This is a genomic window from Amycolatopsis sp. 195334CR (genome assembly GCF_017309385.1).
Lineage (GTDB): Bacteria > Actinomycetota > Actinomycetes > Mycobacteriales > Pseudonocardiaceae > Amycolatopsis.
Genome location: NZ_JAFJMJ010000003.1, coordinates 1,251,910 through 1,272,481 on the forward strand (window position 1 = coordinate 1,251,910; position 20,572 = coordinate 1,272,481).

Here is a 20,572-nt window from a genome sequence, read left to right on the forward strand (position 1 = left end):
CGGACGGCCCTGCCTACCGGTGTGTGCACCGCTTTCCTCGCAAGCTCGCTCACAAAAACCTTCCCCTTCCCGCCGGAAAGATGCTAACCCGCGCAGTTTGACCGACCGGTCCCGGGTCCATCGTCGGTTTGTCAACCCTCATCGACCGGTCGTGGGATCTTCGCCTTCGGACAGCGCGTCCCAGAGCTCTGTATCGGCGTCGCGCGCGGGACGTTTCCCGCCCGGTGCGGAGTACTTGGCGCCCAGCCGCGGCAGGCGTCCTGCCTCGCGCACGCCCAGCCCGCCACCGGCGAGCACCAGGAGGCCGCCGAGCAGGGCCAGCCCCCAGCCGGTGACGCGCATGTCACCGGCCAGGTTCAGCAGCACGACCAGGCAGGCGGCCAGCCCGGTGGCGGCCAGCACCAGCGCCACCACCCGGCGGGCCCAGCCCGAGGTGGCCACCATGCCCGCGATCCCGGCGGCCACCAGCACCGCCAGCGGAACCAGCGCGGGCAGGTGATCGGCCCCGGTCACCACCTGCGGCGGCACGCCGGGCAGGTCCGAGCGGGGGCGTTCGAGCCAGGTCAGCATGGACGACCCCCACAGCGCCAGGGCACCCAGCCCGAGCAGCAGCACGATCATCCACAAAGGACGCTTAGTGGTTGCCATCGGAAGTCCTTCGCAGGCGTCGGCAGATCCAGGTTTCCGCTGGGCGTGCGTCCAGCGGGAAGCCGGGGCGGGGTCAGACACCTGCGGGGTCACTCGCTTCCTCGATCACCCCGGCCGGTGCCAGCGTTTGCGCGGCGGCCACCGCCGACAGCACGGTCCGGGCCTTGTTCAGCGACTCGTTGTCCTCGTAGCCGGGATCCGAGTCTGCCACCACGCCCCCACCGGCCTGCACGTGCGCCACCCCGTCGCGCACCAGCGCGGTGCGGATGGCGATGGCGGTGTCCGCGTCACCGGCGAAGTCCAGGTAGCCGACCACACCCCCGTACAACGCGCGCCGGGTGGGCTCCAATTCCTCGATCAGCTCCATCGCGCGCACCTTCGGCGCACCGGACAGCGTGCCCGCCGGGAAGCAGGCGGTGACCGCGTCGAAGGCGGTCTTGCCGTCGGCCAGCTCACCGGTGACGGTGGAGACGATGTGCATCACGTGGCTGTAGCGCTCGATGGTGAAGAAGTCGACCACGCGCACGGTGCCCGCCTTGCACACCTTGCCCAGGTCGTTGCGGCCGAGGTCGACCAGCATCAGGTGCTCGGCGCGCTCCTTCTCGTCGGCGAGCAGGTCCTTGGCCAGCTGCGCGTCCTCCTCCGGATCGGCCCCACGCCACCGGGTGCCCGCGATCGGGTGAGTGGTAGCCCGGCCGTCGCGCACGGTGACCAGCGACTCGGGGCTGGACCCGACGATGTCGAAACCCTCCATCCGCAGCAGGTACATGTACGGGCTGGGGTTCGAGGTGCGCAGCACGCGGTAGATGTCGAGCGCGTCGGCGCCGGTCTCGATCTCGAACCGCTGCGAGGGCACGATCTGGAAGGCCTCGCCGGCGCGGATCGCCTCGACCGCCTTCTCCACTGCCTGGTGGAAGTCCGCCTTGCTGCGGCGGCGGGTGAACTGCGGGGCGGGCCGGTCGAACACCGCGTTGGTGGCCGGGGCGTGCACCGCGAGCTGCTCGGTCATCGCCTGGAGCCGGGCAAGCGCGTCGTCGTAGGCGGCGTCCACCCGCTCGCCGGAGTCGTCCCAGTTGACCGCGTTCGCGATCAGCGTCACCGTGCCCTCGTGGTGGTCGAGCGCGGCGAGGTCGGTGGCCAGCAGCATGGTCAGCTCGGGGATGTCGAGGTCGCGCTCGGCCAGCTCCGGCAGCTTCTCCAGCCAGCGGACCGCGTCGTAGCCGATGTAGCCGACCAGGCCGCCGGTCAGCGGGGGCAGGCCGGGCAGCGGTTCGGTGTGCAGTGCTTCGAGCGTGGCGCGCAGCACGGTCAGCGGGTCGCCGTCGGCGGGCAGGCCGACCGGGGGCGTGCCGGTCCACACGGCCTCGCCATCGCGCACGGTCAGCGCGGCCGGGCTGTTCACCCCGACGAACGACCAGCGCGACCAGGAGGCGCCGTTCTCCGCCGACTCGAACAGGAAGGTGCCCGGCCGGTCGGCGGCCAGCTTGCGGTAGACGCCGACCGGGGTCTCCCCGTCGGCGAGCAGGCGGCGGACCACCGGGATGACCCGGCGCGACTCGGCGAGCGCGCGGAACTCCTCCCTGGTGGGGCTGACCTCGCCGAGGCCGGTGGCGACGGAGGAGGCGGCGGTGTCGGTGCGGGAGCTGACCATGCGCCACATTGTGCCGCCGGGTGCGGGTGCGCGTGGGCGGAGGTGCGGGTACACCGGCGTGTACAATTCATTGAACGTTGAACTATTGCTGAGTGGAAGGACGGGTGGCGTCATGACGGAGGCGTCCGCGAAGCGCCGGGGCCGCCGCCCGGCCGGCGAGGACACCCGCGAAGCGATGCTGACCGCCGCCCGCGAGCTGTTCGGCGAACTCGGGTACGAGGGTGCGACCGTGCGCGCGATCGCCCAGCGCGCCGGGGTCGACGCGGCCATGGTGAACCACTGGTTCGGCGGCAAGCAGGGGCTGTTCGCCCAGGCCGTGCTGCAGTTGCCGTTCGACCCGGTGCAGTTGTTCGGCCAGGTCTTCGAGCAGGGGCCGGTGGAGGAACTGGGCGAGCGGATCGTGCGGACGTTCCTCACCCGCTGGGACGAGAGCGGCGGGGGCGCCTTCGCCGCGCTGATCCGGAGCGTGGCCGGGCACGAGCAGGTCGCCACGGCGTTGCGGACGTTGTTCCTGGAGAACATCTTCACCCGGCTCGCCGACCGCGTCAGCGTCGACCGGCTGCCGTTCCGGGCTTCGCTGTGCGCGGCGCAGGTGGTCGGCATGGGCATGGTCCGGTACGTGGCGAAGTTCGAGCCGATGGTGTCGGCGGACCGCGAGGAGATCGTCGCCGCGGTGGCGCCGACCCTGCAGCGCTACCTGACCGGCGACATCGGCCACGGCTAGGCCGAGCGGTGCAGGGCGGTCACCATGGTCCAGATCCGCGTGGCCACCTCGGCGTCGGTGCCGGGGACCAGGCCGTGCAGGCGGCCGCCGAGCACGCCGGTGAAGGTGGCCGCGACGGCGCTCGCGATGGCCTCGTCCCCCGGCACCTCACCGCGTTGACGGCGTTCGGCGAGTGCCCGGTCCCGTAGTTCGCCGTGCAGGGCCTCGCCCAGCGGGCCACCGCCGCCCGGGCCGATCAGGCTCCGGTAGACCTCACCGCGTTCGGACACCGAGCCGAGCAGCCCGGCCAGCACCGCGGGCGGGTCGGCCGAGGCGTGCAGCGCGTCGACCGCCTCCCGCAGCAGTTCCGCGCAGGCGTCCACGGCGAGCGCCGACAGGTCCTCGTAGTGCAGGTAGAACGTGCCCCGCGAGACACGCGCGAGCCGGGTCACCCGCGCCACGCTCACCTCGCCGAGCGGCCGGTCCGCACAGGCGTCGAACAGCGCGGCGCGCAATCGGGCACGGGTACGGGCGGCACGGGGATCGGGAGGCACCACCTCAGCTTGCGACGAGCACCGCCACCAGCGCCAGCGTCCCGGGCACCACCTGCACGAACAGGATCCGGCGGCTGGCCGTGAGCGCCCCGTAGATCCCCGCCACGATCACGCAGACCAGGCCGTACACCTGGAACTGGAAGCCGCCGCCGAGCAGGCCCCACGCCAGTGCCGCGGCCAGGAAACCGTTGTACAGCCCCTGGTTCGCCGCCAGCGCCGCGGTCTGCTCGGCGAACTCCTCGGTCAGCCCGAACGCCTTCCGCCCGCGCGGGGTCTTCCAGAGGAACATCTCCAGCACCAGGATGTAGACGTGGAGCAGGGCCACCAGGCCGACCAGTACCTCCGCCACCACCCGCATGACCGCGCCGCCTTTCGCACAGGCTTTCTGAACACCTGTACATTAGCACTGGTCAGAGCAGTCGGCGCGCCTCCGTGTCGAAGCAGCTGCGGGTGCCGGTGTGGCACGCGGGCCCCTCCTGGACCACGCGCACGAGCAGGGTGTCGGCGTCGCAGTCGTGCCGGACCTCCTGGACGTGCTGCACGTGCCCCGAGGTCTCGCCCTTGATCCACAACTTCCCGCGGCTGCGGGAGAAGTACGTGCCGCGCCGGGTGGTCAGCGTCAGCTCCAGCGCCTCTTCGTTCATCCAGGCGACCATCAGCACGTCGTTGCTCTCGTGGTCGACGACCACCGCGCAGACCAGCCCGTCGGCGTTGAACTTGATGCGTTCGGCCAGGTTCACGCCTTCGCACTCCCCACGTGCCGCAGCACCGGGCGGCTGCTCAGCAGCACCCCGGCGTAGATGTAGCCCGCCGCGGCGAGCCCGAAGAAGATCCGCAGCCACCACAGCGTGCCCGCCAGCATGCCGAACGCGTGCTGCAGCGCCATGATGGCGATCACCGCGTACCCGATGTACCGCGAGAACTGCGAAAACCGCGGGAACCGGCCGGGCACCGCGAGGCCGCCGGCCACGATCGCGCCGAGCACCAGCGCGGTCACCGGCACAAACAGCACCCGGACCGTGGACCCGGGTGCGGACAGCAGGATCAGCGAGATCAGGATGTGCACCAGTGCGATGCCGACCAGCAGGCCGGTGATCACCTTCACCTCGAGCGGCGCGGTCCAGCGGTTCATCGGACCACCACCCCGCCCGCGCGCAGCACGTCCTTGACCGCGCCGATGGTGAACTGTCCGAAGTGGAACACGCTGGCCGCGAGCACCGCGTCCGCCCCGGTTTCCACCGCGGGCAGGAAGTGCTCCAGCGCACCGGCCCCGCCGCTGGCGATCACCGGCACCCGCACCGCCTTGCGCACCAGCCCGATCAGCTCCAGGTCGAACCCGGCCTTGGTGCCGTCGGCGTCCATCGAGTTGAGCAGGATCTCGCCGACGCCCAGCTCCTCGCCCCTGGCCGCCCACTCCACCGCGTCGATGCCGGTGCCCTTGCGGCCACCGTGCGTGGTCACCTCGAACCCGGACTCGGTCTCCGGCGTGCGGCGAGCGTCCACCGAGAGCACCACGCACTGCGAGCCGAACCGGCGCGAGGCCTCGTGCAGGAACTCGGGTCGCGAGATGGCGGCGGTGTTGATGCTCACCTTGTCCGCCCCGGACCGCAGCAGCTTGTTCACGTCGTCGTTCGTCCGCACGCCGCCGCCGACGGTGAGCGGGATGAACACCTGCTCGGCCGTCCGGCGCACCACGTCGAAGGTGGTCTCCCGGTCCCCGGAGGAGGCGGTCACGTCGAGGAAGGTCAGCTCGTCGGCGCCCTCGGCGTCGTACCGGCGCGCGAGCTCGACCGGATCCCCGGCGTCGCGGAGGTCCGCGAAGTTGACACCCTTGACCACCCGTCCCGCGTCCACGTCGAGACACGGGATCACCCTCACCGCTACGGACATGGCGCTCAGGGTACGTGTTCACCCATCGGTTACCCCGCGAGCCTAACGTCCGTCCGTGCGCATCACACCGCTCGTCCTCATCGTCCCCCTCCTCCTCGGTGCGGCGCCCGCGCAGGCGAGCCCGCTCCCCCGGCCGGTGTCGCAGACCAGAGCCTACGTCGACGACCCCGCGGCCAGCCCGGCCAACGCCGACGCCGACGACCCGGCGATCTGGGTCAACCGCGCGAACCCGGCCCGCAGCCTCGTGCTCGGCACGCTCAAGGAAGGCGGGCTCGCCACCTTCGACCTGCGTGGACGCGAGCTGGCCGTGCTGCCCGCTCCCCCGCCGCCGACGCCGGACGCCGCGCCCGGCCGGTTCAACAACGTCGACGTGGTCGACGACCTCGCGGTGGTCAGCGACCGCGGCCGCGACCGGATCCGGGTCTACCGGATCGGCCAGGACCGGCAGCTCACCGACGTCACCGATCCCGCCGCACCACCGGTCTTCTCCGCCGACGAGTCCGAAGTGGACGAACAACGCACGGCATACGGGCTGAGCGCGGCGAAGGTCGGCGGGCAGCGCGTGGTCGCGGTGAGCAGGCGGCACGAGACGCGCGTCGCGCTGCTCCGGCTGGTCGACCTGCCGGGCGGCCGGGTGGGCACCGCGCCACTGACCACAGTGGACCTACCGGCGGAGTTCCCGCTGCCGGACGGCACCACCTGGACGCCCTGCGCCGAACCGGGTGAGCGCCCGCAGGTCGAGGGCATGGCACTGGACCCCGCGCACCACGTGCTCTACGCGGCGCAGGAGGACGTCGGCATCTGGCGCATCCCGCTCGGCGGGGCACCCGAACTGCTGGACAAGGTCCGTTCCTTCGGCGCTCCGGCGCGCTACGACGAGGAAACCGAGGAATGCGTGCCCGACGGTCCCGACCCCGGGTTCGGCGGCACCCGGCTGACCGCCGACGCCGAGGGGCTGACGATCGCCGAAGGACCGCACGGCACCGGGCAGCTCTACGCCTCCAGCCAGGGCGACTCGCGCTTCGTCGTCTACGACCGCACGGGCGGCAACAAGCCGCTGTCCGAGTTCACCGTGGGCGCCACCGCGCGGACCGATTCGGTCGAGCACTCCGACGGCGCCGCCATCACCACCACGCCGCTCGGCCCGGACTTCCCGCGCGGCCTGCTCGTCCTGCACGACGGCGAGCGGCGCCCGGAGCAGGGTGGCCCGACCACGGGATTCGTCTACCTGCGGCGGTGAGGCGGGTACGGTGACCACCATGGCATCCGAGCTGGAACGACTGGCCGCGGAGAAGTACGTGGTGGTCACCACCTTCCGCAAGAACGGCACGCCGGTGCCCACCCCGGTCTGGATCGCGCGCCACGACGGCGAACTGGTGCTGTGGAGCGAGCGCACCGCGGGCAAGGTCAAGCGGCTGCGCAACGACCCGAGGGTGGCCGTCCAGGCCAGCGACTTCGGTGGCAAGAAGACCCACGGCGACAAGGTGTCCGGCAAGGCCCGCCTGCTCGACGACGACGAGACCGAGCAGGTGCGCAGCGCGATCGCACGCACCTACGGCATCGTCGGCCGGGTGACCATGTTCTTCAGCAGGCTGCGCGGGCGTCAGCGCACCATCGGCATCGCCATCACGCTGGACGAGTGAGGTTCAGGAACGCACCGCGGCCAGCGCGTCGGGCAGGGTGAACGCCCCGGCGTAGAGCGCCTTGCCGACGATCGCGCCCTCCACCCCGTCGCGCTCCAGCTCGGCCAGCGCCCGCAGATCGTCCAAACTGGACACTCCGCCGGAGGCGATCACCGCGGCGTCGGTGCGGGCGGTGACCTCGCGCAGCAGGTCCACGTTCGGCCCGGTGAGCATGCCGTCCTTGCTCACGTCGGTGACCACGTAGCGCTGCGCGCCGTCGCGGTCGAGGCGCTCGAGCACCTCCCAGAAGTCGCCGCCGTCCTTGGTCCAGCCGCGCGCGGCGAGCCGGTGGCCCGCCTCGGTGATGCGCACGTCCAGCCCGATGGCCACGCGGTCGCCGTACGTGGCGACCACCTTGGCGGTCCACTCCGGGTCCTCCAGCGCCGCGGTGCCGAGGTTCACCCGGCGGCAGCCGGTGGCCAGCGCGGCCTCCAGGGAGGCGTCGTCGCGGATGCCGCCGGAGAGCTCGACTTGAACGTCCAGTTCGCCGACCACGCGGGCGAGCAGCTCGCGGTTGGAGCCCTTGCCGAAGGCGGCGTCCAGGTCGACCAGGTGCACCCACTCGGCACCGTCCCGCTGCCAGGCCAGCGCGGCCTCGAGCGGATCACCGTAGGAGGTCTCGGTACCGGCCTCGCCCTGCACCAGGCGCACGGCCTGGCCATCGGCGACGTCAACAGCGGGAAGGAGCTGGAAAGTCACGCGGCAACTATAGAACCCGGGAGCCCGGCCGCCGGGTCAGAGGGTGCCGAGCCAGTTCTTCAGCAGGGTGGCCCCCGCGTCCCCCGACTTCTCGGGGTGGAACTGGGTGGCCGACAGCGCGCCGTTCTCGACCGCGGCGACGAAGGCCTCACCGTGGTGGGACCAGGTGACCAGCGGCTGCTGCCCGGCCAGGCCGGAGTCCAGCTCCCACGACCGCGCCGCGTACGAGTGCACGAAGTAGAACCGGGTGTCCGCGTCCAGCCCGGCGAACAACCGCGACTCCGCGGGCGCGCTCACCGTGTTCCAGCCCATGTGCGGCAGCACGGGCGCGGTCAGCTGGTCGACCGTGCCGGGCCACTCCCCCGCGCCCTCGGTCTCCTCGCCGTGCTCGACCCCGCGCTCGAACAGGATCTGCATGCCGACGCAGATGCCCAGCACCGGGCGGCCACCGGCGAGCCGCTTGCCGATGATCCGCTCACCATGGACCTCGCGCAGCCCGGCCATGCACGCGGAGTACGCACCGACGCCCGGCACCACCAGGCCGTCGGCGGCCAGGGCCGCTTCGGCGTCGGCGGTCACTTCGACATCGGCCCCGACGCGCCGCACGGCGCGTTCGGCGGACCGGAGGTTGCCCGAACCGTAGTCCAGGATCACGACACGAGGCACCCCACCAGGCTAGCCGGTGACGCGGGCCGCCCTGGCGACGGGCAACAACACCAGCGCGAACCCGGCCAGCACCCCGAACCCACCGGACGGCCCGAGCCCGGCGAGCAGCGCACCCACCAGCACCGCGCCCGCGCCCTGCCCGGCGTCGAAGGCGAGGTTCCACACCACCCCGGCCGCCCCCGGCGGGACCCGGGCGAACATCACCACCAGCGCGTCGTTCTGCACCACGCCGAACCCGGCACCGAACACCGCGCCCCCGGCGATCGCCGCGGTCAGCGCCAACGGCCCGCCGATCGGGGCGGTCACCGCGAACACCGCCATGCCGAGCCCGAGCACCACGGTGGCCACGCCGAGCATGCCGCCGGACCCGCTCACCCGGTGCGCGAACAGGCCCGCCGACCACCGGCCGAGCAGGGCCGCGCCGGTGACCACGAACAAGGTCGCCGAGACCGCGGCGGGCGGCCCGTTCAGCACCAGCGGGACGAAGGTGGCCATCGCACCGAGGCCGACCGCACCGCTGAACATCACCAGCCCCGGCCGCCAGGTCCGGGTGGTGACCGCTCGCCAGCGCACCGCCGGGCCGCTGTCGCCGGGCAGCAGCTTCGGCAGCGACAGCAGCGGCAGGACCCCGGCCAGCGGCAGCGCGGTGGCCACCAGGAACACCTCGGTGAAGCCCCAGGTCCCGGCCGCCCAGGTGCCCGCGGCCAGGCCGAGCAGTTGCGGCAACCCGGTGGCCAGGCCGTACCAGCCGGACCCGCGGGCGGCCGAGGACGCGGGCAGCAGTTCGCCGATCAGCGCGCTGCCGCACACCGAGACGAGCCCGAACCCGAGGCCGCGCACCAGCGAGACGGCGAGCACCCCCGGCCAGTCCGTGGTCAGCACCAGCAGGGGCGCGGGCAGGCCGAGCAGCAACCCGCCCGCCGCGGTCACCAGCCGGTAGCCGAACCGCGCGGCCAGCGCGGGCACCACGGTCTGGGCGGCGACCGTGGCTCCCATGAACACCCCGGTCGCCGCACCCGCGGCGAACTCGCCGGCGCCCTGGCGCACCACCCACAGCGGGACCACCGAGAGCAGCAGGGCGTACCCGGTGAACAGCAGGGCGGTGCTCAGCAGCACCAGGCGGAAATCGCGGTGGCGAAGGGGACTCAGAGAGTTTCCTTCGACCGCGTGCCGGCCAGTCGCTCGGCCGCGTCGGCCTCGGCCAGGTCGGCGGCCGCGAGGCGCTCGGCGTCCGGCTGGCCGCCGTGCAGCAGCCGCGCCACCTCACCGCGCAGCGAGACGAACTCCGCCGACTCGCGCGTGGTGATCTGGTCGCGTTCGGCGGGCAGGCCCACCTTCAGGTCGGCGACGATCTTCGCCGGCGACTTCGACAGCACCAGCACCCGGTCGCTGAGGTACACGCTCTCGTCGATGTCGTGGGTGACCAGCAGCACCGTGCTGCCGCGCTCGCGCTGCACGGTCCGCAGCAGGTCCTCCAGCTCGAACCGGGTCTGCGCGTCCACCGAGGCGAACGGCTCGTCCATCAGCAGCAGCGCCGGCTCCGAGGCCAGCGCCCTGGCGATGGACACCCGCTGCTGCATGCCGCCGGAGAGCTGCGAGGGGTACTTGCCGCCGATGTCGGGCAGGTTGACCGAGGCCAGCGCCTCGTCGGCCCGCCGCTGCCGCTCGGCCTTGCTCAGCCCGCGCCAGCGCAGCGGGAACTCCACGTTCGCCCGCACGCTCAGCCACGGGAACAGCGAGCGGCTGTAGTCCTGGAACACCACGGCCAGGTCGTCGGGCACGCCGTCGATCAGGTCGCCGTGCAGCCGGACCTCACCGGCCGACGGCTTGATCAGCCCGGCCACGCAGCGCAGCAGGGTGGACTTGCCGCAGCCGGACGGGCCGACGATGCAGGCCAGCTCCCCCGCTTCCACGGTGAACCGCAGGTCGTCGACCACGGTGTGGACCTTGTCGCCGTTACCGTATCGGTGGCTGAGGCCGGCGACGTCGAGCATGGTTGGCACAGGACTCATCCTCCGAGATTGGCGTCTTGCTGGGCACGCGAGGGCTGCCAGCGCAGCACCCGGCGCTCCACGGCGAGCAGGGCGGTGTTGAACCCGTAACCGAGGATGCCGAGCAGCACGATCCACGCCCACATGCCGGGGAAGTCGAAGATCTGACGCGAGGAGTTCAGCGCGTAGCCGATGCCGTCGAAGGCACCGATCAGCTCCGAGACCACCATCAGGATCATCGAGATGGACAGGCTCAGCCGCAACCCGGCGAAGATCTTCGGCGAGGCGGCGGGCAGCACCACCAGCAGCAGCCAGTACCGCCGCGGGCTGCGGAACGAGCGCGCGGTGTCCACCTTGACCGCGTCCACCGAGCGGACCCCGTCCACGGTGTTGAGCAGAATCGGGAACAACGCGCCGAAGATGATGGTGGCCAGCTGCATGCCCGGCCCGATGCCGAACAGCACCAGGAACACCGGCGCCAGGGTGGGCGGCGGGATGGACCGGCCGAAGGAGAACAGCGGCCCGGCGTAGTCCATCCCGGTGCGGGTGCGGCCGAGCGCGACGCCGAGGCCGACGCCGAGCACCACCGCGATCAGCCAGCCGCCGAGCATCCGGCCGACGCTGGGCAGGATGTGGTCGGCGAAGTTCTCGCTGAACCACAGCTGCCCGGCGGCCCGGATGATCTCGGTGGGCGGCGGGAAGAACTTGTCCTGGGCCAGCCGGGTGACCAGTTCCCAGAGCACCACCAGGCCGATGAACAGCAGCCAGTTGCGCAGGAACCCGGACACGCCGGCCCTGGTGCGCCCGCGCAGTCCGCCGTTCGCCTTGCGCTCGGGCAGGGTCGCGGTCACTTGGCCACCTCCGTGCGGACCTCGCTCCAGGCGAACAGCCTGCGCCCGGACCGCTCCAGGCCCTCGTTGATCAGGTAGCCGATGATCCCGGCCACCACCGTGCCGGCCAGCACCAGGTCGCGGCGGCCGCCGCCCTCACTGGCCTCCAGCACGAAGTTGCCGATGCCGCGGCTGGCCCCGGCGACGAACTCGGTGCTGACGATCACGATCAGCGCGATCGCCGCCGACATCCGGATGCCGGTGAACACGAACGGCGCCGCGTGCGGCAGCGCCACCGAGGTGAGCATGCGCGACTTCGAGGTGCCGAACGACCGCGCGGTCTCGGTGAGCACCGGGTCGATCTCGGCCATCGCGTAGACGGTGTTGAACAGGATGGGCCACACCGAGGCGTACACCGCGAGGGTGATCTTCGCCTCGGGGCCGCCGCCGACGATCAGGATCACCAGCGGGATCAGCGCCACCGGCGGGATCGGGCGGAGGAACTCCACGATCGCGCGGGTGGCCACCTGCAGCGGCGGGATGCTGCCGAGCAGCAGGCCGGCCGGGATCGCCACCACCACGGCGATGCCCAGCGCGATCAGCCAGGCGAGCATGGTGGCGATCACGTCGCGCAGGAAGGAGACGTCGCCGAGCAGGCCGGCGAGGCTGGACAGGACGACCGAGGGCGGCGGGATGAACTCCCGCCGCACCAGTCCGGTCTGGACGGCTCCCTCCCAGAGCAGGAAGAAGCCGGCCAGACCGATCAGGTTTCGCAGCAGACGAGGCACGGGGGCAGATCAGTCCTGCGGCTGCTTCGCGATCATGCCCGCCGCGTCGATCTTCTGCGTGATGATGCCGAACTCCAGCATCAGGTCGGGCACCCGCTGCAGCCGCGCCGGGTCCAGTTTGGACTCGAACTTGGTCAGCGAGGCGAGCGCCGCGGTGTCGGCGTCGATCTTGGCGAACTCGACCAGCAGCGGCTCGACGATCTTGCGGTCGGCCTCGGCCTCCTTGGTGGCCTTGGCCATCGCGCGCTGGAAGGCCTCGACGGTCTTCGGGTTCTCGTTGACGAACTTCGCGGTGGCGCCGTAGGCCGAGATCGGGAAGTCCTGCGTCGGGCCGGACGAAGCGTCGACCACCGGCACCGTGCCCACGCTCTTGCTGGCCTGGGTGATGAACGGCTCGACCAGGAAGCCGGCGTCCACGTCACCGCGGGCGATCGCGCCCGAGATCTCCGGGAACGGCAGGGTCACCCAGGTGACCTTGCTGAAGTCGACGTTGTTGGCCTTCATCACGGACTTGGTCAGGGTGTCGGACACACCCTTCTCGCCGTTGATCGCGATCTTCTTGCCCGCCAGGTCCTGCACGTTCTTCACCGGCGAGGTCGGCACCGTGAGGATCATCATGGTGTTCGGCTTGCCCGAGGAGGACTCGGCGACGAACTTGATGTCCGCGCTGCCGGTGGCGTTGGCCATCACGAACGGGATGTCACCGCCGTAGCTGATGTCGACGTCACCGGCGATCAGCTTGGTCAGCCCGGCCTGGCCGCTGGGCGAGTTGACCGTCTCGACCTCCAGGCCCTCTTCCTTGAAGTACCCCTTCTTGTTCGCGAGGTGGAAGGGCGCGACGTCGATCAGCGGCATCACCGACACCTTGATCTTCGCCTTCTCCACCTGCGCGTTGCCCTCGGCGGCGGTGCCGCCTTCGTCGCCGCCGAGCAGCCCGCAGCCGCTGGTCGAGGCGAGCAGGACGAGGCTGCTGAGCAGCACGCCCACCCGGGTACGGCGCGCGGGGCGCCGGAAACTGTTGCCGGTACGTAGCAAGGCCAACTCCTGGTGTGAAGAGTAGGTGCGCCTGGGGTGCGACCAGGCGATAGCGCGCGACAACCGAAGCCCGCCCCGAGACCGCGGTGCGTCCGCACGGGACACTGTAAGAGATCACCCGATGTCGTCACAATCGGTGCCGACATCACCACCTGCCTGCGGGCTGGCTCACCTGACCAGGCGACAGGTTTCCCGCGAAGGGGACACTCAGACGAGTCGGTCGGACACGGCATGCCATAGTTGTCCGAGCCGAGGACGCCCCCGGAAGGGTTACATCTTCGCAGCGTATTCGCTACCTTCTGCATCGCAGTGCAGGCAGCTCAGGTCAATACAGGTCACGCCGACCCGGACATGTGAGGAGCGAGCGACCGGATGGCCGTGCGGACGGAAGTCCACCCGGAGCCTTTCCCCAGGGCGCCGCGAAACACGGGGCGGCGAGGGCTGCACAGAACTGCACCGGAAGTCATTCGTTACAAATCGGTAAATGTCCGTTCGAGCTGGACTCCGCAATGCGAGCTGCTGGCTCAAGTACAAGGGATGTGCTCGTAGTGCGGGTCCAAGACCCCGGGGCCACAGACGGCCAGGGAAACATTGGTGGCGGGTCGGCGCCGGACCAGCGGGCGCCGCTGCCCGATCCGGTCGAGCCGACCACGGCGGACGCCCTCGACACCACACCGGTCGAGCGGGGCAAGGTCTCCCGGTGGTCGCTGCGCAACTGGCGGCTGCGGAGCAAGCTGGCCGCGGTGATGATCGTGCCCACGGTCACCGCGCTCGCGCTCGGTGGCCTGCTGGCCGCGCAGGAACTGGACCGCGCCAACGAGTTCCAGCAGACCGTGGACCAGCTCGACCTGGCCGCGAAGAGCGCCACCGTGCTGCACGAGGTGCAGAACGAGCGGACGCTGGCGGTGGCGAAGATCGCTTCGGACCGGGCGCCGGACGAGGGCGCGCTGGACGCGCAGATCATCAAGACCGACCGCGCCATCGCCGACATGAAGTCCTTCGCCGGCACGCTGGAGACGGACGTGGTCGCCGAGGGCAGCCAGATGGCCCGCACGCTCGACCGGATCGACGCGCTCGGCCCGCTGCGCATCGCGGTGCGGAACACCTCGTACGCCGACCTGTCCGCGCTCTCGGCCTACACCGCCGTGCTGGACCAGCTGATCCAGGCCGGCCGTGAGGTCAACACCGGCATCACCGACCGCGACCTGCTGCGGCGGGGCACCACCGCGCAGGCGCTGAGCGAGGCCAAGGAGTACGTCTCCCGCGAGAACGCCGCGCTGCAGATCGCCGGCCGTCGCGACGGCTTCCCCGCCGAGCTGCTCAGCCAGACCCGCGCCTACCAGGCCAGTGCGCGCGCGGCGCTGGACACCTTCCGCTCCACCGCCGACCCCGAGCAGGTGCAGCTCTACAACGACAACGTCAGTGGTGCCGAGGTCGACGACCGCGAGCGCATCAAGGCCTCCGCCTTCGTCTTCGCCGACGCGCGGAGCAGGCCGGCCATCGATGTCAACGCGCTGACCAACGACGGAACCTTCGTGGTCGACCGGATGAACAAGGTGGAGGGCCAGCTGCTGGCCGACCTCCGCAGCGCGGCCGACGGACTGGCTTCGGACGCACTGGTCGCCTTCTGGCAGTTCGCCGCCATCGTGCTGCTCGCCCTGCTCTTCGCCATCGCGCTGATGCTGATCATCGCCCGCTCGCTGCTGCACCCGCTGCGCACGCTGCGGACGAACGCACTGGACGTGGCGTACGCGAAGCTGCCGACCACGGTCCAGGGCATCCTGGACAACCCGAACCCGCTGGAAGCGGCCAAGCGCGCGGTCGAGCCGGTGCCGGTGCTCACCCGCGAGGAGATCGGTGAAGTCGCCCGGTCGTTCGACGCGGTGCACGCGCAGGCGGTCAAGCTGGCGGCCGAGCAGGCGCTGCTGCGCGAGAACGTCAACGGCATGTTCGTCAACCTCTCGCGGCGGTCGCAGCGGCTGGTGGAGCGCCAGCTGGGCGTGATCGACCGGCTCGAGGCCGACGAGCAGGACCCCGACCACCTCGCCAGCCTGTTCGAGCTGGACCACCTCGCCACCCGGCTCCGCCGCAACGGTGAAAGCCTGCTGGTGCTCTCCGGCGCCGGGCTGACCAAGTCGGTGTCGCGCCCGGTGCCCGCGGTCGAGGTGATCGGTGCCGCGGTCTCGGAGATCGAGCAGTACGCCCGCGTCGAAGTCGGCCAGGTGCCCGAGGTGTCCGTGCAGGGCCGCGCCATCCAGGACCTGGTGCACCTGCTGGCCGAACTGCTGGACAACGCCACCTACTTCTCCGAGCCGGAGACCAGGGTGACCATGCGCGCCGCGGTGACCCGCAAGCGCTCGCTGGCCATCCAGATCACCGACAAGGGCGTCGGGATGTCCGAAGAGGACATCGAGGAGGCCAACAAGCGCCTCGCCGACCCGCCCGCGTTCGACGTCTCGGTGACCCGGCGCATGGGCCTGTACGTGGTCGCGCGGCTGGCCAAGCGGCACGGCATCGAGGTCCGCCTGCGGGACAACGAGGAGATCGACAACGGCATCATCGCGCGGATCGTGGTGCCCGCCGAGCTGCTGGTGGCCACCCCGGCCGCGCAGTCGCTGGGCGGCCCGCCCTCGCAGCCGCGCATCCCGGCGCAGGCCCCGATGCTCCCGCCGACGCCGACGCAGTCCTCGCTGCCGCCGATCACCCCGGTCTACCAGCAGCAGAAGCCCGAACCGCCGACCGAGACCTGGACGCCGGCCCCGCCGCCGCCCACCCCGGCCGAGACCTCGATGGCCACCAACGGGCTCACCCCGCTGGCGCAGCCGATCTCGCTGGACGACCTGGTCGCCGGTTCGCCGAACGCGGCGTTCACCAGCCGCCCGACGGACGCGCCGCTGCCCACCTCGTACCCGGTCAGCCAGCAGCTGCCGGTGCGGCAGGTGCCCGCCCCGCCACCACCACCGGCACCACCGGCCGCCGAGCCGGCGGCGCAGGAGGACTTCGGCTTCCCGACCGAGGAACCGGACCAGCCGGGCACCGACTACAGCGACTACGAGGCACTGGCCAAGCAGCCCGCCGACGACGACCCGGACGCGCCGACCCGCCGCCTGCCGATCTACCAGTCGGTGATGTCGCGGTGGTTCAGCGAGGTCGAGGACGAGCTGGACGAGCGTCCCCCGGCTTCGTCGTCGGCCCCGGCCTCCTCGGAACTGGCCGGACCGGCACCGGAGACCGACCGGTCGCGGGAAGCCGACCGGTCGCGCGAGCCGTCGGCCGAGGCCGAGCCGTCCGCCCTGCCGAAGCGCGTGCCCGCGGAGCCCGAGCAGTCCGGCTTCCCGAAGCGCACGCCGGACCCCGAGGCCGAACCGGAGCCCGAGGTGGCCCAGGAGGCCCCGGCGGTGCCGGAGCAGCCGACGAGCACCCCGCAGCCCGAGTACACCGAAGGCCCGCCGCCCAAGCCGCGGCCGGTGGTGGCCTCGACCTGGCAGAGCGCTTCGGACCAGGGCTGGCAGGCGGCGCAGGCGCTGCTCGAGACGCGGAACGAAGAGGTCACCGAGGCCGGGCTGCCCAAGCGCGTGCCGAACGCGTACCTGGTGCCCGGTTCGGTGAACGCGCCCGAGCAGGACGCCTTCCGCGACACCTCCGTCGGCCAGCCGAGCCCGAGCGCGATCTCCCGCTCGGCGGCCGCGGCCCGCAGCCGGATGGCCAGTTTCCAGCGCGGTTTCACCACCGGCAGGCACGCGCTCTCGGAGAGCTCGGCCGAGCCGGGCTCCTATCCGGGAGCGGGCAACAGCAGAACAGAGCAAGGCACTAGGGAGTGGCAGTGACAGGGGCGCAGCCGGAAGGCACGAGCCAGCCGAGCACGCTGGCGAACGGTGGATTCGCCTGGTTGATCACGGATTTCGTCAAGCGGGTGCCCGGTGCCGCGCACGCGGTGGTGGTTTCCGCGGACGGGCTGATGCTGGCGCACTCCCGCGGTCTGCCGAAGGACAAGGCCGACCAGCTGGCCGCGGTCGCGTCGGGGCTGACCAGCCTGGCGCGGGGCGCGTCGAAGATCTTCGAGGGCGGCACGGTCGCGCAGACCGTGGTGGAGATGGCGAACGGCTTCATGTTCCTGATGTCGGTCTCCGACGGTTCCTGCCTGGCCGTGCTGGGTGCGCCGGACAGCGACATCGGGCTGGTGGTCTACGAGATGACCCTGCTGGTGGACCGGGTCGGCAAGCAGCTGACCCCGGCCCAGCGCGCCCAGTTGCGTGGCGCGAACGGCCCCCAACCGGTCGTTTCCCTGTAGAACCCGGAACGAGGAGAAACCGCGGTGAACGCACCACGCCCGTCCACCGGGCCGACCTCATCGGCGAAGATCGTGGTCGCCGGTGGGTTCGGTTCGGGCAAGACCACCCTGGTGGGGGCGATCTCGGAGATCGACCCGCTGACCACCGAGGCGTCGATGACCGAGGCAGGCGCCGGGGTGGACGACATCTCGGCCACGCCGAACAAGACGACCACCACGGTGGCGATGGACTTCGGCCGGATCACCCTGGACTCGGACATCGTGCTGTACGTGTTCGGCACGCCGGGGCAGCACCGGTTCTGGTTCATGTGGGACGACCTGGCGCTCGGCGCGATCGGCGCGGTGGTGCTGATCGACACCCGCCGCCTCGCCGACGCCTTCCCGTCGATCGACTTCTTCGAGAACCGGAAGCTGCCGTACGTGGTCGCCATCAACTGCTTCGACCGCCTGCTGCACCACCAGATCGAGGACGTCCGGCACGCGCTGACGATCTCGCCGAACGTGCCGATCATGGCCTGTGACGCGCGGGACCGGGAGTCGGCCAAGCAGGTGCTGATCTCCGTGGTCCAGCACGCCATCCAGCACGATTCGGCCCGCCGCGCCGGTTAGCATGACCCGATGAGCAATCCCGATCCCCACGACTTCCTCGATCTCGACGCCGAGCTGAGCGGTGAGGAGCGGGACATCCGCGACGCCGTGCGCGGGTTCGCTGCCGAGCAGCTCGCACCGCACGTCGCGGACTGGTACGAGACGGGCAGACTGCCCGCCGCCGAGCTGGCCAAGGGCTTCGGGCAGCTGGGCCTGCTCGGCATGCACCTGGAGGGCTACGGCTGCGCGGGCACCAGCGCGATGGCCTACGGCATCGCCTGCCGCGAGCTGGAGGCGGTGGACTCGGGCCTGCGCAGCTTCGTCTCGGTGCAGGGATCGCTGGCGATGTACGCGATCCACCGCTGGGGCTCCGAGGAGCAGAAGGCGGAGTGGCTGCCGCGCATGGCCACCGGGGAGGCGCTCGGCTGCTTCGGGCTGACCGAACCGGACGCGGGCAGCGACCCGGCCAGCATGCGCACGCGCGCGGTCCGCGACGGCTCGGACTGGGTGCTCGACGGCACCAAGATGTGGATCACCAACGGGACCGTGGCCGCGGTCGCCGTGGTGTGGGCCCAGACCGAGGACGGCATCCGCGGATTTGTGGTGCCGACCTCGACGCCGGGCTTCACCGCGAACGAGGTCAAGCACAAGCTCTCGCTGCGGGCCTCGCTCACCGCGGAACTCGTGCTCGACGGCGTGCGACTGCCCGAATCGGCCGCGTTCCCCGAGGTGCGCGGCCTCCGCGGGCCGCTGAGCTGCCTGAACGAAGCGCGGTACGGGATCCTGTTCGGCGTGGTCGGCGCGGCCCGCGCCTGCTACGAGTCGGCGCTGGAGTACACCCTCTCGCGCAGCCAGTTCGGCAAGCCGCTGGCCGGGTTCCAGCTGACCCAGCGCAAGCTGGCCGATCTGCTGGTCGAGGTGAACCGGGCCGGGCTGATCGCGATGCGGATCGGGCGGCTCAAGGACGCCGGTTCGCTGCACCACCACCACGTCAGCTTCGGCAAGCTGTCGAACGTCCGGTCGGCGCTGGACGTGGCGCGCACCGCCCGGTCCATGCTCGGCGCGAACGGGATTTCCCTGGAGTACCCGGTCATGCGGCACATGGCGAACCTGGAGACCGTGCTCACCTACGAGGGCACCGAGGAGATGCACGCGCTGACGCTGGGCCAGTCGGTCACCTCGCTCCCCGCTTTCCGCTGAGGGCGGCGTCGGCGGCGTCCAGGATGGTGCCGAAGGCCCTGGTGATCATCGGCCGGGCGAGCAGGCGGGTGAGCTGAGCGCCGATCAGCGGCATCCGGATCTCCGCGCGGGTGGTCCACTCGACGTGCGTGCCGCCGTCGACCGCGGTGAACCGCATGCGGCCGAGTTCGTGCCGGGACGGCGGGAAGCTCCGGTCCACCACGTACTCGGTGGTGTGCGGGGCGTCGTGGCGGGTGACCCGTTCGCGGAACCAGCCGATCACCCACAGGTGGCTGCGCACCGCGCCGACGCCGTAGGGCGTGCCCGCACCCCGGCGCCGGAGCGCGCAGCGCACCACCAGTGGCGACGCCGTGTAGTGGGTGGTCGTGGTCAGCCAGGCGAAGACCTCCTCGATCGGGGCGTGCACCACACGTTCGACGGTCATGGTTTCCACGGGTTTCCTCCTCGGGTGAGCGGCCGCGCGGCGTCGGCGCGGCGGAGTTTGTCGGGATTGCGAATGCCGTAGAGCCCGGTGATCCGGCCGTCGCGGAGTTCGAGCGCGAGCACCCAGTCGAGCGCACCGCCGGTGAGGAAACGCACCGCGGGCAGGCCGTTGTAGGCGGCGAGTTCGACGCTCGGCTCGGGCAGCCGCCGCGACACCCCGGCCACGAACCGGGCCACGTCCGACCGGCCGGCCACCGGCCGCCGGGCCGCGCTGACCTTGCCCCCGCCGTCGGAGAGCGCCACCACGTCGGGCGCCATCAGGTCCATCAGCGCCCGCACGTCCCCGGTCGACGCCGCGCGCAGGAACCGCCGGGCGATTTCGCGGCTGGTCTCGGAGTCGGGCTCGAACCGGCGTCGCCGCGCGTGGACGTGCTCGCGGGCCCGGTGGCAGATCTGCCGGACCCCGGCCTCCGTCCGGCCGACCGACGCGGCCACCTCGGCGTGGGTGTAGCCGAACACGTCGTGCAGCACAAAAACCGCGCGCTCGGTGGGGTTCAGCGTTTCCAGCACGAGCATCATCGCGATGGACACCGATTCGGCGAGGATCGTGTCCTCGCTCACGTCGGGCTCGGTGCGGACCGGCTCGGGCAGCCAGCTGCCGACGTACTCCTCGCGCCGGGCCTTGAGCGCGCGCAGGTGGTTGAGCGCCTGCCGCGTCACCAGCCGGACGAGGTACGCGCGCGGGTGCCGGACCGTCGCCCGGTCGACGGCGCTCCAGCGCAGGTAGCTCTCCTGCAGCACGTCCTCGGCATCGGCGACGCCGCCGAGCATTTCGTAGGCGATGGTGAACAGCAGCGGCCGGTGCTCGGCGAACGCGTCGTCGTGGGCTGGCAACCCCGCCTCCTCTCGCTTCGGTTCACCCATCGAGACACG

At 71.5% G+C, this 20,572-nt stretch carries 23 protein-coding genes; 7 read left to right on the forward strand and 16 right to left on the reverse strand.

Annotated elements, in window-relative coordinates; translation table 11 throughout:
* Window positions 1-138: 138 nt before the first annotated feature.
* Together JYK18_RS43015 and JYK18_RS43020 are read right to left on the reverse strand one after the other, a co-directional pair.
* The gene (locus JYK18_RS43015; RefSeq protein ID WP_242584036.1) at window positions 139-648 is read right to left on the reverse strand and encodes a Trp biosynthesis-associated membrane protein; all 510 of its coding nucleotides are present in this window, start codon (window positions 646-648) and stop codon (window positions 139-141) included.
* A 73-nt stretch (window positions 649-721) separates the two neighbouring features.
* Window positions 722-2,299: an anthranilate synthase component I gene (locus JYK18_RS43020; RefSeq protein ID WP_206809743.1), complete on the reverse strand. Its 1,578-nt coding sequence runs from the start codon at window positions 2,297-2,299 to the stop codon at window positions 722-724.
* A gap of 112 nt (window positions 2,300-2,411) precedes the next feature.
* On the opposite strand from JYK18_RS43020, the gene JYK18_RS43025 reads away from it, so the two are divergent.
* Complete coding sequence (locus tag JYK18_RS43025) at window positions 2,412-3,023, forward strand: TetR family transcriptional regulator (protein ID WP_206809744.1); 612 nt, start codon at window positions 2,412-2,414, stop codon at window positions 3,021-3,023.
* Here JYK18_RS43025 and JYK18_RS43030 read toward each other — a convergent pair.
* From JYK18_RS43030 to hisF, 5 genes are read right to left on the reverse strand one after another with little or no spacing between them, the layout of a single operon-like run.
* The gene (locus JYK18_RS43030) at window positions 3,020-3,556 is read right to left on the reverse strand and encodes a TetR/AcrR family transcriptional regulator (protein ID WP_206809745.1); all 537 of its coding nucleotides are present in this window, start codon (window positions 3,554-3,556) and stop codon (window positions 3,020-3,022) included. The two genes, JYK18_RS43025 and JYK18_RS43030, sit on opposite strands and share 4 nt — an antisense overlap.
* 4 nt (window positions 3,557-3,560) lie before the next feature.
* Window positions 3,561-3,914: a DUF1304 domain-containing protein gene (locus JYK18_RS43035; RefSeq protein WP_206809746.1), complete on the reverse strand. Its 354-nt coding sequence runs from the start codon at window positions 3,912-3,914 to the stop codon at window positions 3,561-3,563.
* A gap of 52 nt (window positions 3,915-3,966) precedes the next feature.
* Window positions 3,967-4,296 carry a phosphoribosyl-AMP cyclohydrolase gene (hisI, locus tag JYK18_RS43040; RefSeq protein WP_206809747.1) on the reverse strand — a complete coding sequence of 110 codons (330 nt, stop codon included), beginning with the start codon at window positions 4,294-4,296 and terminating at the stop codon, window positions 3,967-3,969.
* The gene (locus JYK18_RS43045; protein WP_206809748.1) at window positions 4,293-4,688 is read right to left on the reverse strand and encodes a hypothetical protein; all 396 of its coding nucleotides are present in this window, start codon (window positions 4,686-4,688) and stop codon (window positions 4,293-4,295) included. Before JYK18_RS43045 ends, hisI begins: the two co-directional genes overlap by 4 nt.
* Window positions 4,685-5,446 (reverse strand): imidazole glycerol phosphate synthase subunit HisF, encoded by a 762-nt coding sequence (gene hisF, locus JYK18_RS43050; protein WP_206809749.1) that lies wholly within the window; start codon window positions 5,444-5,446, stop codon window positions 4,685-4,687. The genes JYK18_RS43045 and hisF overlap by 4 nt, the downstream gene beginning before the upstream one ends.
* Window positions 5,447-5,501: 55 nt before the next feature.
* On the opposite strand from hisF, the gene JYK18_RS43055 reads away from it, so the two are divergent.
* Both JYK18_RS43055 and JYK18_RS43060 read left to right on the forward strand, forming a co-directional pair.
* Window positions 5,502-6,686, forward strand: coding sequence for a phytase (locus JYK18_RS43055; protein ID WP_307796322.1), 1,185 nt, complete (start codon window positions 5,502-5,504; stop codon window positions 6,684-6,686).
* Between the two features lie 19 nt (window positions 6,687-6,705).
* Window positions 6,706-7,089 (forward strand): PPOX class F420-dependent oxidoreductase, encoded by a 384-nt coding sequence (locus JYK18_RS43060; RefSeq protein WP_206809751.1) that lies wholly within the window; start codon window positions 6,706-6,708, stop codon window positions 7,087-7,089.
* 3 nt (window positions 7,090-7,092) lie between these two features.
* Here JYK18_RS43060 and priA read toward each other — a convergent pair whose 3' ends face one another.
* Genes priA through JYK18_RS43095 form a run of 7 tightly spaced genes read right to left on the reverse strand, consistent with a single transcriptional unit; the run spans window position 7,093 to window position 13,083 of the window.
* A complete protein-coding gene (gene priA / locus JYK18_RS43065; RefSeq protein WP_206809753.1) occupies window positions 7,093-7,827 on the reverse strand; it encodes a bifunctional 1-(5-phosphoribosyl)-5-((5-phosphoribosylamino)methylideneamino)imidazole-4-carboxamide isomerase/phosphoribosylanthranilate isomerase PriA in 735 nt (244 codons plus the stop codon).
* Window positions 7,828-7,863: 36 nt separating this feature from the next.
* Entirely contained in the window at window positions 7,864-8,493 is a 630-nt protein-coding gene (hisH, locus tag JYK18_RS43070) for an imidazole glycerol phosphate synthase subunit HisH (protein ID WP_307796323.1), read from the reverse strand.
* Between the two features lie 9 nt (window positions 8,494-8,502).
* Window positions 8,503-9,609, reverse strand: a complete 1,107-nt coding sequence (locus JYK18_RS43075; protein ID WP_307796324.1) for an MFS transporter — start codon at window positions 9,607-9,609, stop codon at window positions 8,503-8,505.
* A gap of 29 nt (window positions 9,610-9,638) precedes the next feature.
* On the reverse strand, window positions 9,639-10,487 hold the full coding sequence (locus JYK18_RS43080; protein ID WP_206810062.1) for an ABC transporter ATP-binding protein: 849 nt from the start codon (window positions 10,485-10,487) through the stop codon (window positions 9,639-9,641).
* Window positions 10,488-10,501: 14 nt separating this feature from the next.
* Window positions 10,502-11,335, reverse strand: a complete 834-nt coding sequence (locus JYK18_RS43085; RefSeq protein ID WP_374195108.1) for an ABC transporter permease — start codon at window positions 11,333-11,335, stop codon at window positions 10,502-10,504.
* Entirely contained in the window at window positions 11,332-12,102 is a 771-nt protein-coding gene (locus tag JYK18_RS43090) for an ABC transporter permease (protein ID WP_153030541.1), read from the reverse strand. The genes JYK18_RS43085 and JYK18_RS43090 overlap by 4 nt, the downstream gene beginning before the upstream one ends.
* Window positions 12,103-12,111: 9 nt before the next feature.
* Window positions 12,112-13,083, reverse strand: coding sequence for an ABC transporter substrate-binding protein (locus tag JYK18_RS43095; protein WP_307796325.1), 972 nt, complete (start codon window positions 13,081-13,083; stop codon window positions 12,112-12,114).
* Between the two features lie 602 nt (window positions 13,084-13,685).
* Between JYK18_RS43095 and JYK18_RS43100 the strand changes: the two genes are divergently transcribed.
* The 4 genes from JYK18_RS43100 to JYK18_RS43115 are packed head-to-tail and all read left to right on the forward strand — an operon-like array spanning window position 13,686 to window position 19,216.
* Window positions 13,686-16,964, forward strand: a complete 3,279-nt coding sequence (locus JYK18_RS43100; protein ID WP_307796326.1) for a nitrate- and nitrite sensing domain-containing protein — start codon at window positions 13,686-13,688, stop codon at window positions 16,962-16,964.
* Window positions 16,961-17,428, forward strand: coding sequence for a roadblock/LC7 domain-containing protein (locus JYK18_RS43105; RefSeq protein WP_307796327.1), 468 nt, complete (start codon window positions 16,961-16,963; stop codon window positions 17,426-17,428). The genes JYK18_RS43100 and JYK18_RS43105 overlap by 4 nt, the downstream gene beginning before the upstream one ends.
* A 24-nt stretch (window positions 17,429-17,452) precedes the next feature.
* Window positions 17,453-18,037: an ATP/GTP-binding protein gene (locus JYK18_RS43110; RefSeq protein WP_153030537.1), complete on the forward strand. Its 585-nt coding sequence runs from the start codon at window positions 17,453-17,455 to the stop codon at window positions 18,035-18,037.
* Between the two features lie 9 nt (window positions 18,038-18,046).
* Window positions 18,047-19,216, forward strand: a complete 1,170-nt coding sequence (locus tag JYK18_RS43115) for an acyl-CoA dehydrogenase family protein (RefSeq protein ID WP_206809757.1) — start codon at window positions 18,047-18,049, stop codon at window positions 19,214-19,216.
* Here the strand turns inward: JYK18_RS43115 and JYK18_RS43120 are convergent.
* Window positions 19,191-19,640, reverse strand: coding sequence for an SRPBCC family protein (locus JYK18_RS43120; protein WP_242584038.1), 450 nt, complete (start codon window positions 19,638-19,640; stop codon window positions 19,191-19,193). The genes JYK18_RS43115 and JYK18_RS43120 overlap by 26 nt on opposite strands.
* Complete coding sequence (locus JYK18_RS43125; protein WP_206809759.1) at window positions 19,637-20,563, reverse strand: RNA polymerase sigma-70 factor; 927 nt, start codon at window positions 20,561-20,563, stop codon at window positions 19,637-19,639. The genes JYK18_RS43120 and JYK18_RS43125 overlap by 4 nt, the downstream gene beginning before the upstream one ends.
* Window positions 20,564-20,572 lie beyond the last annotated feature (9 nt).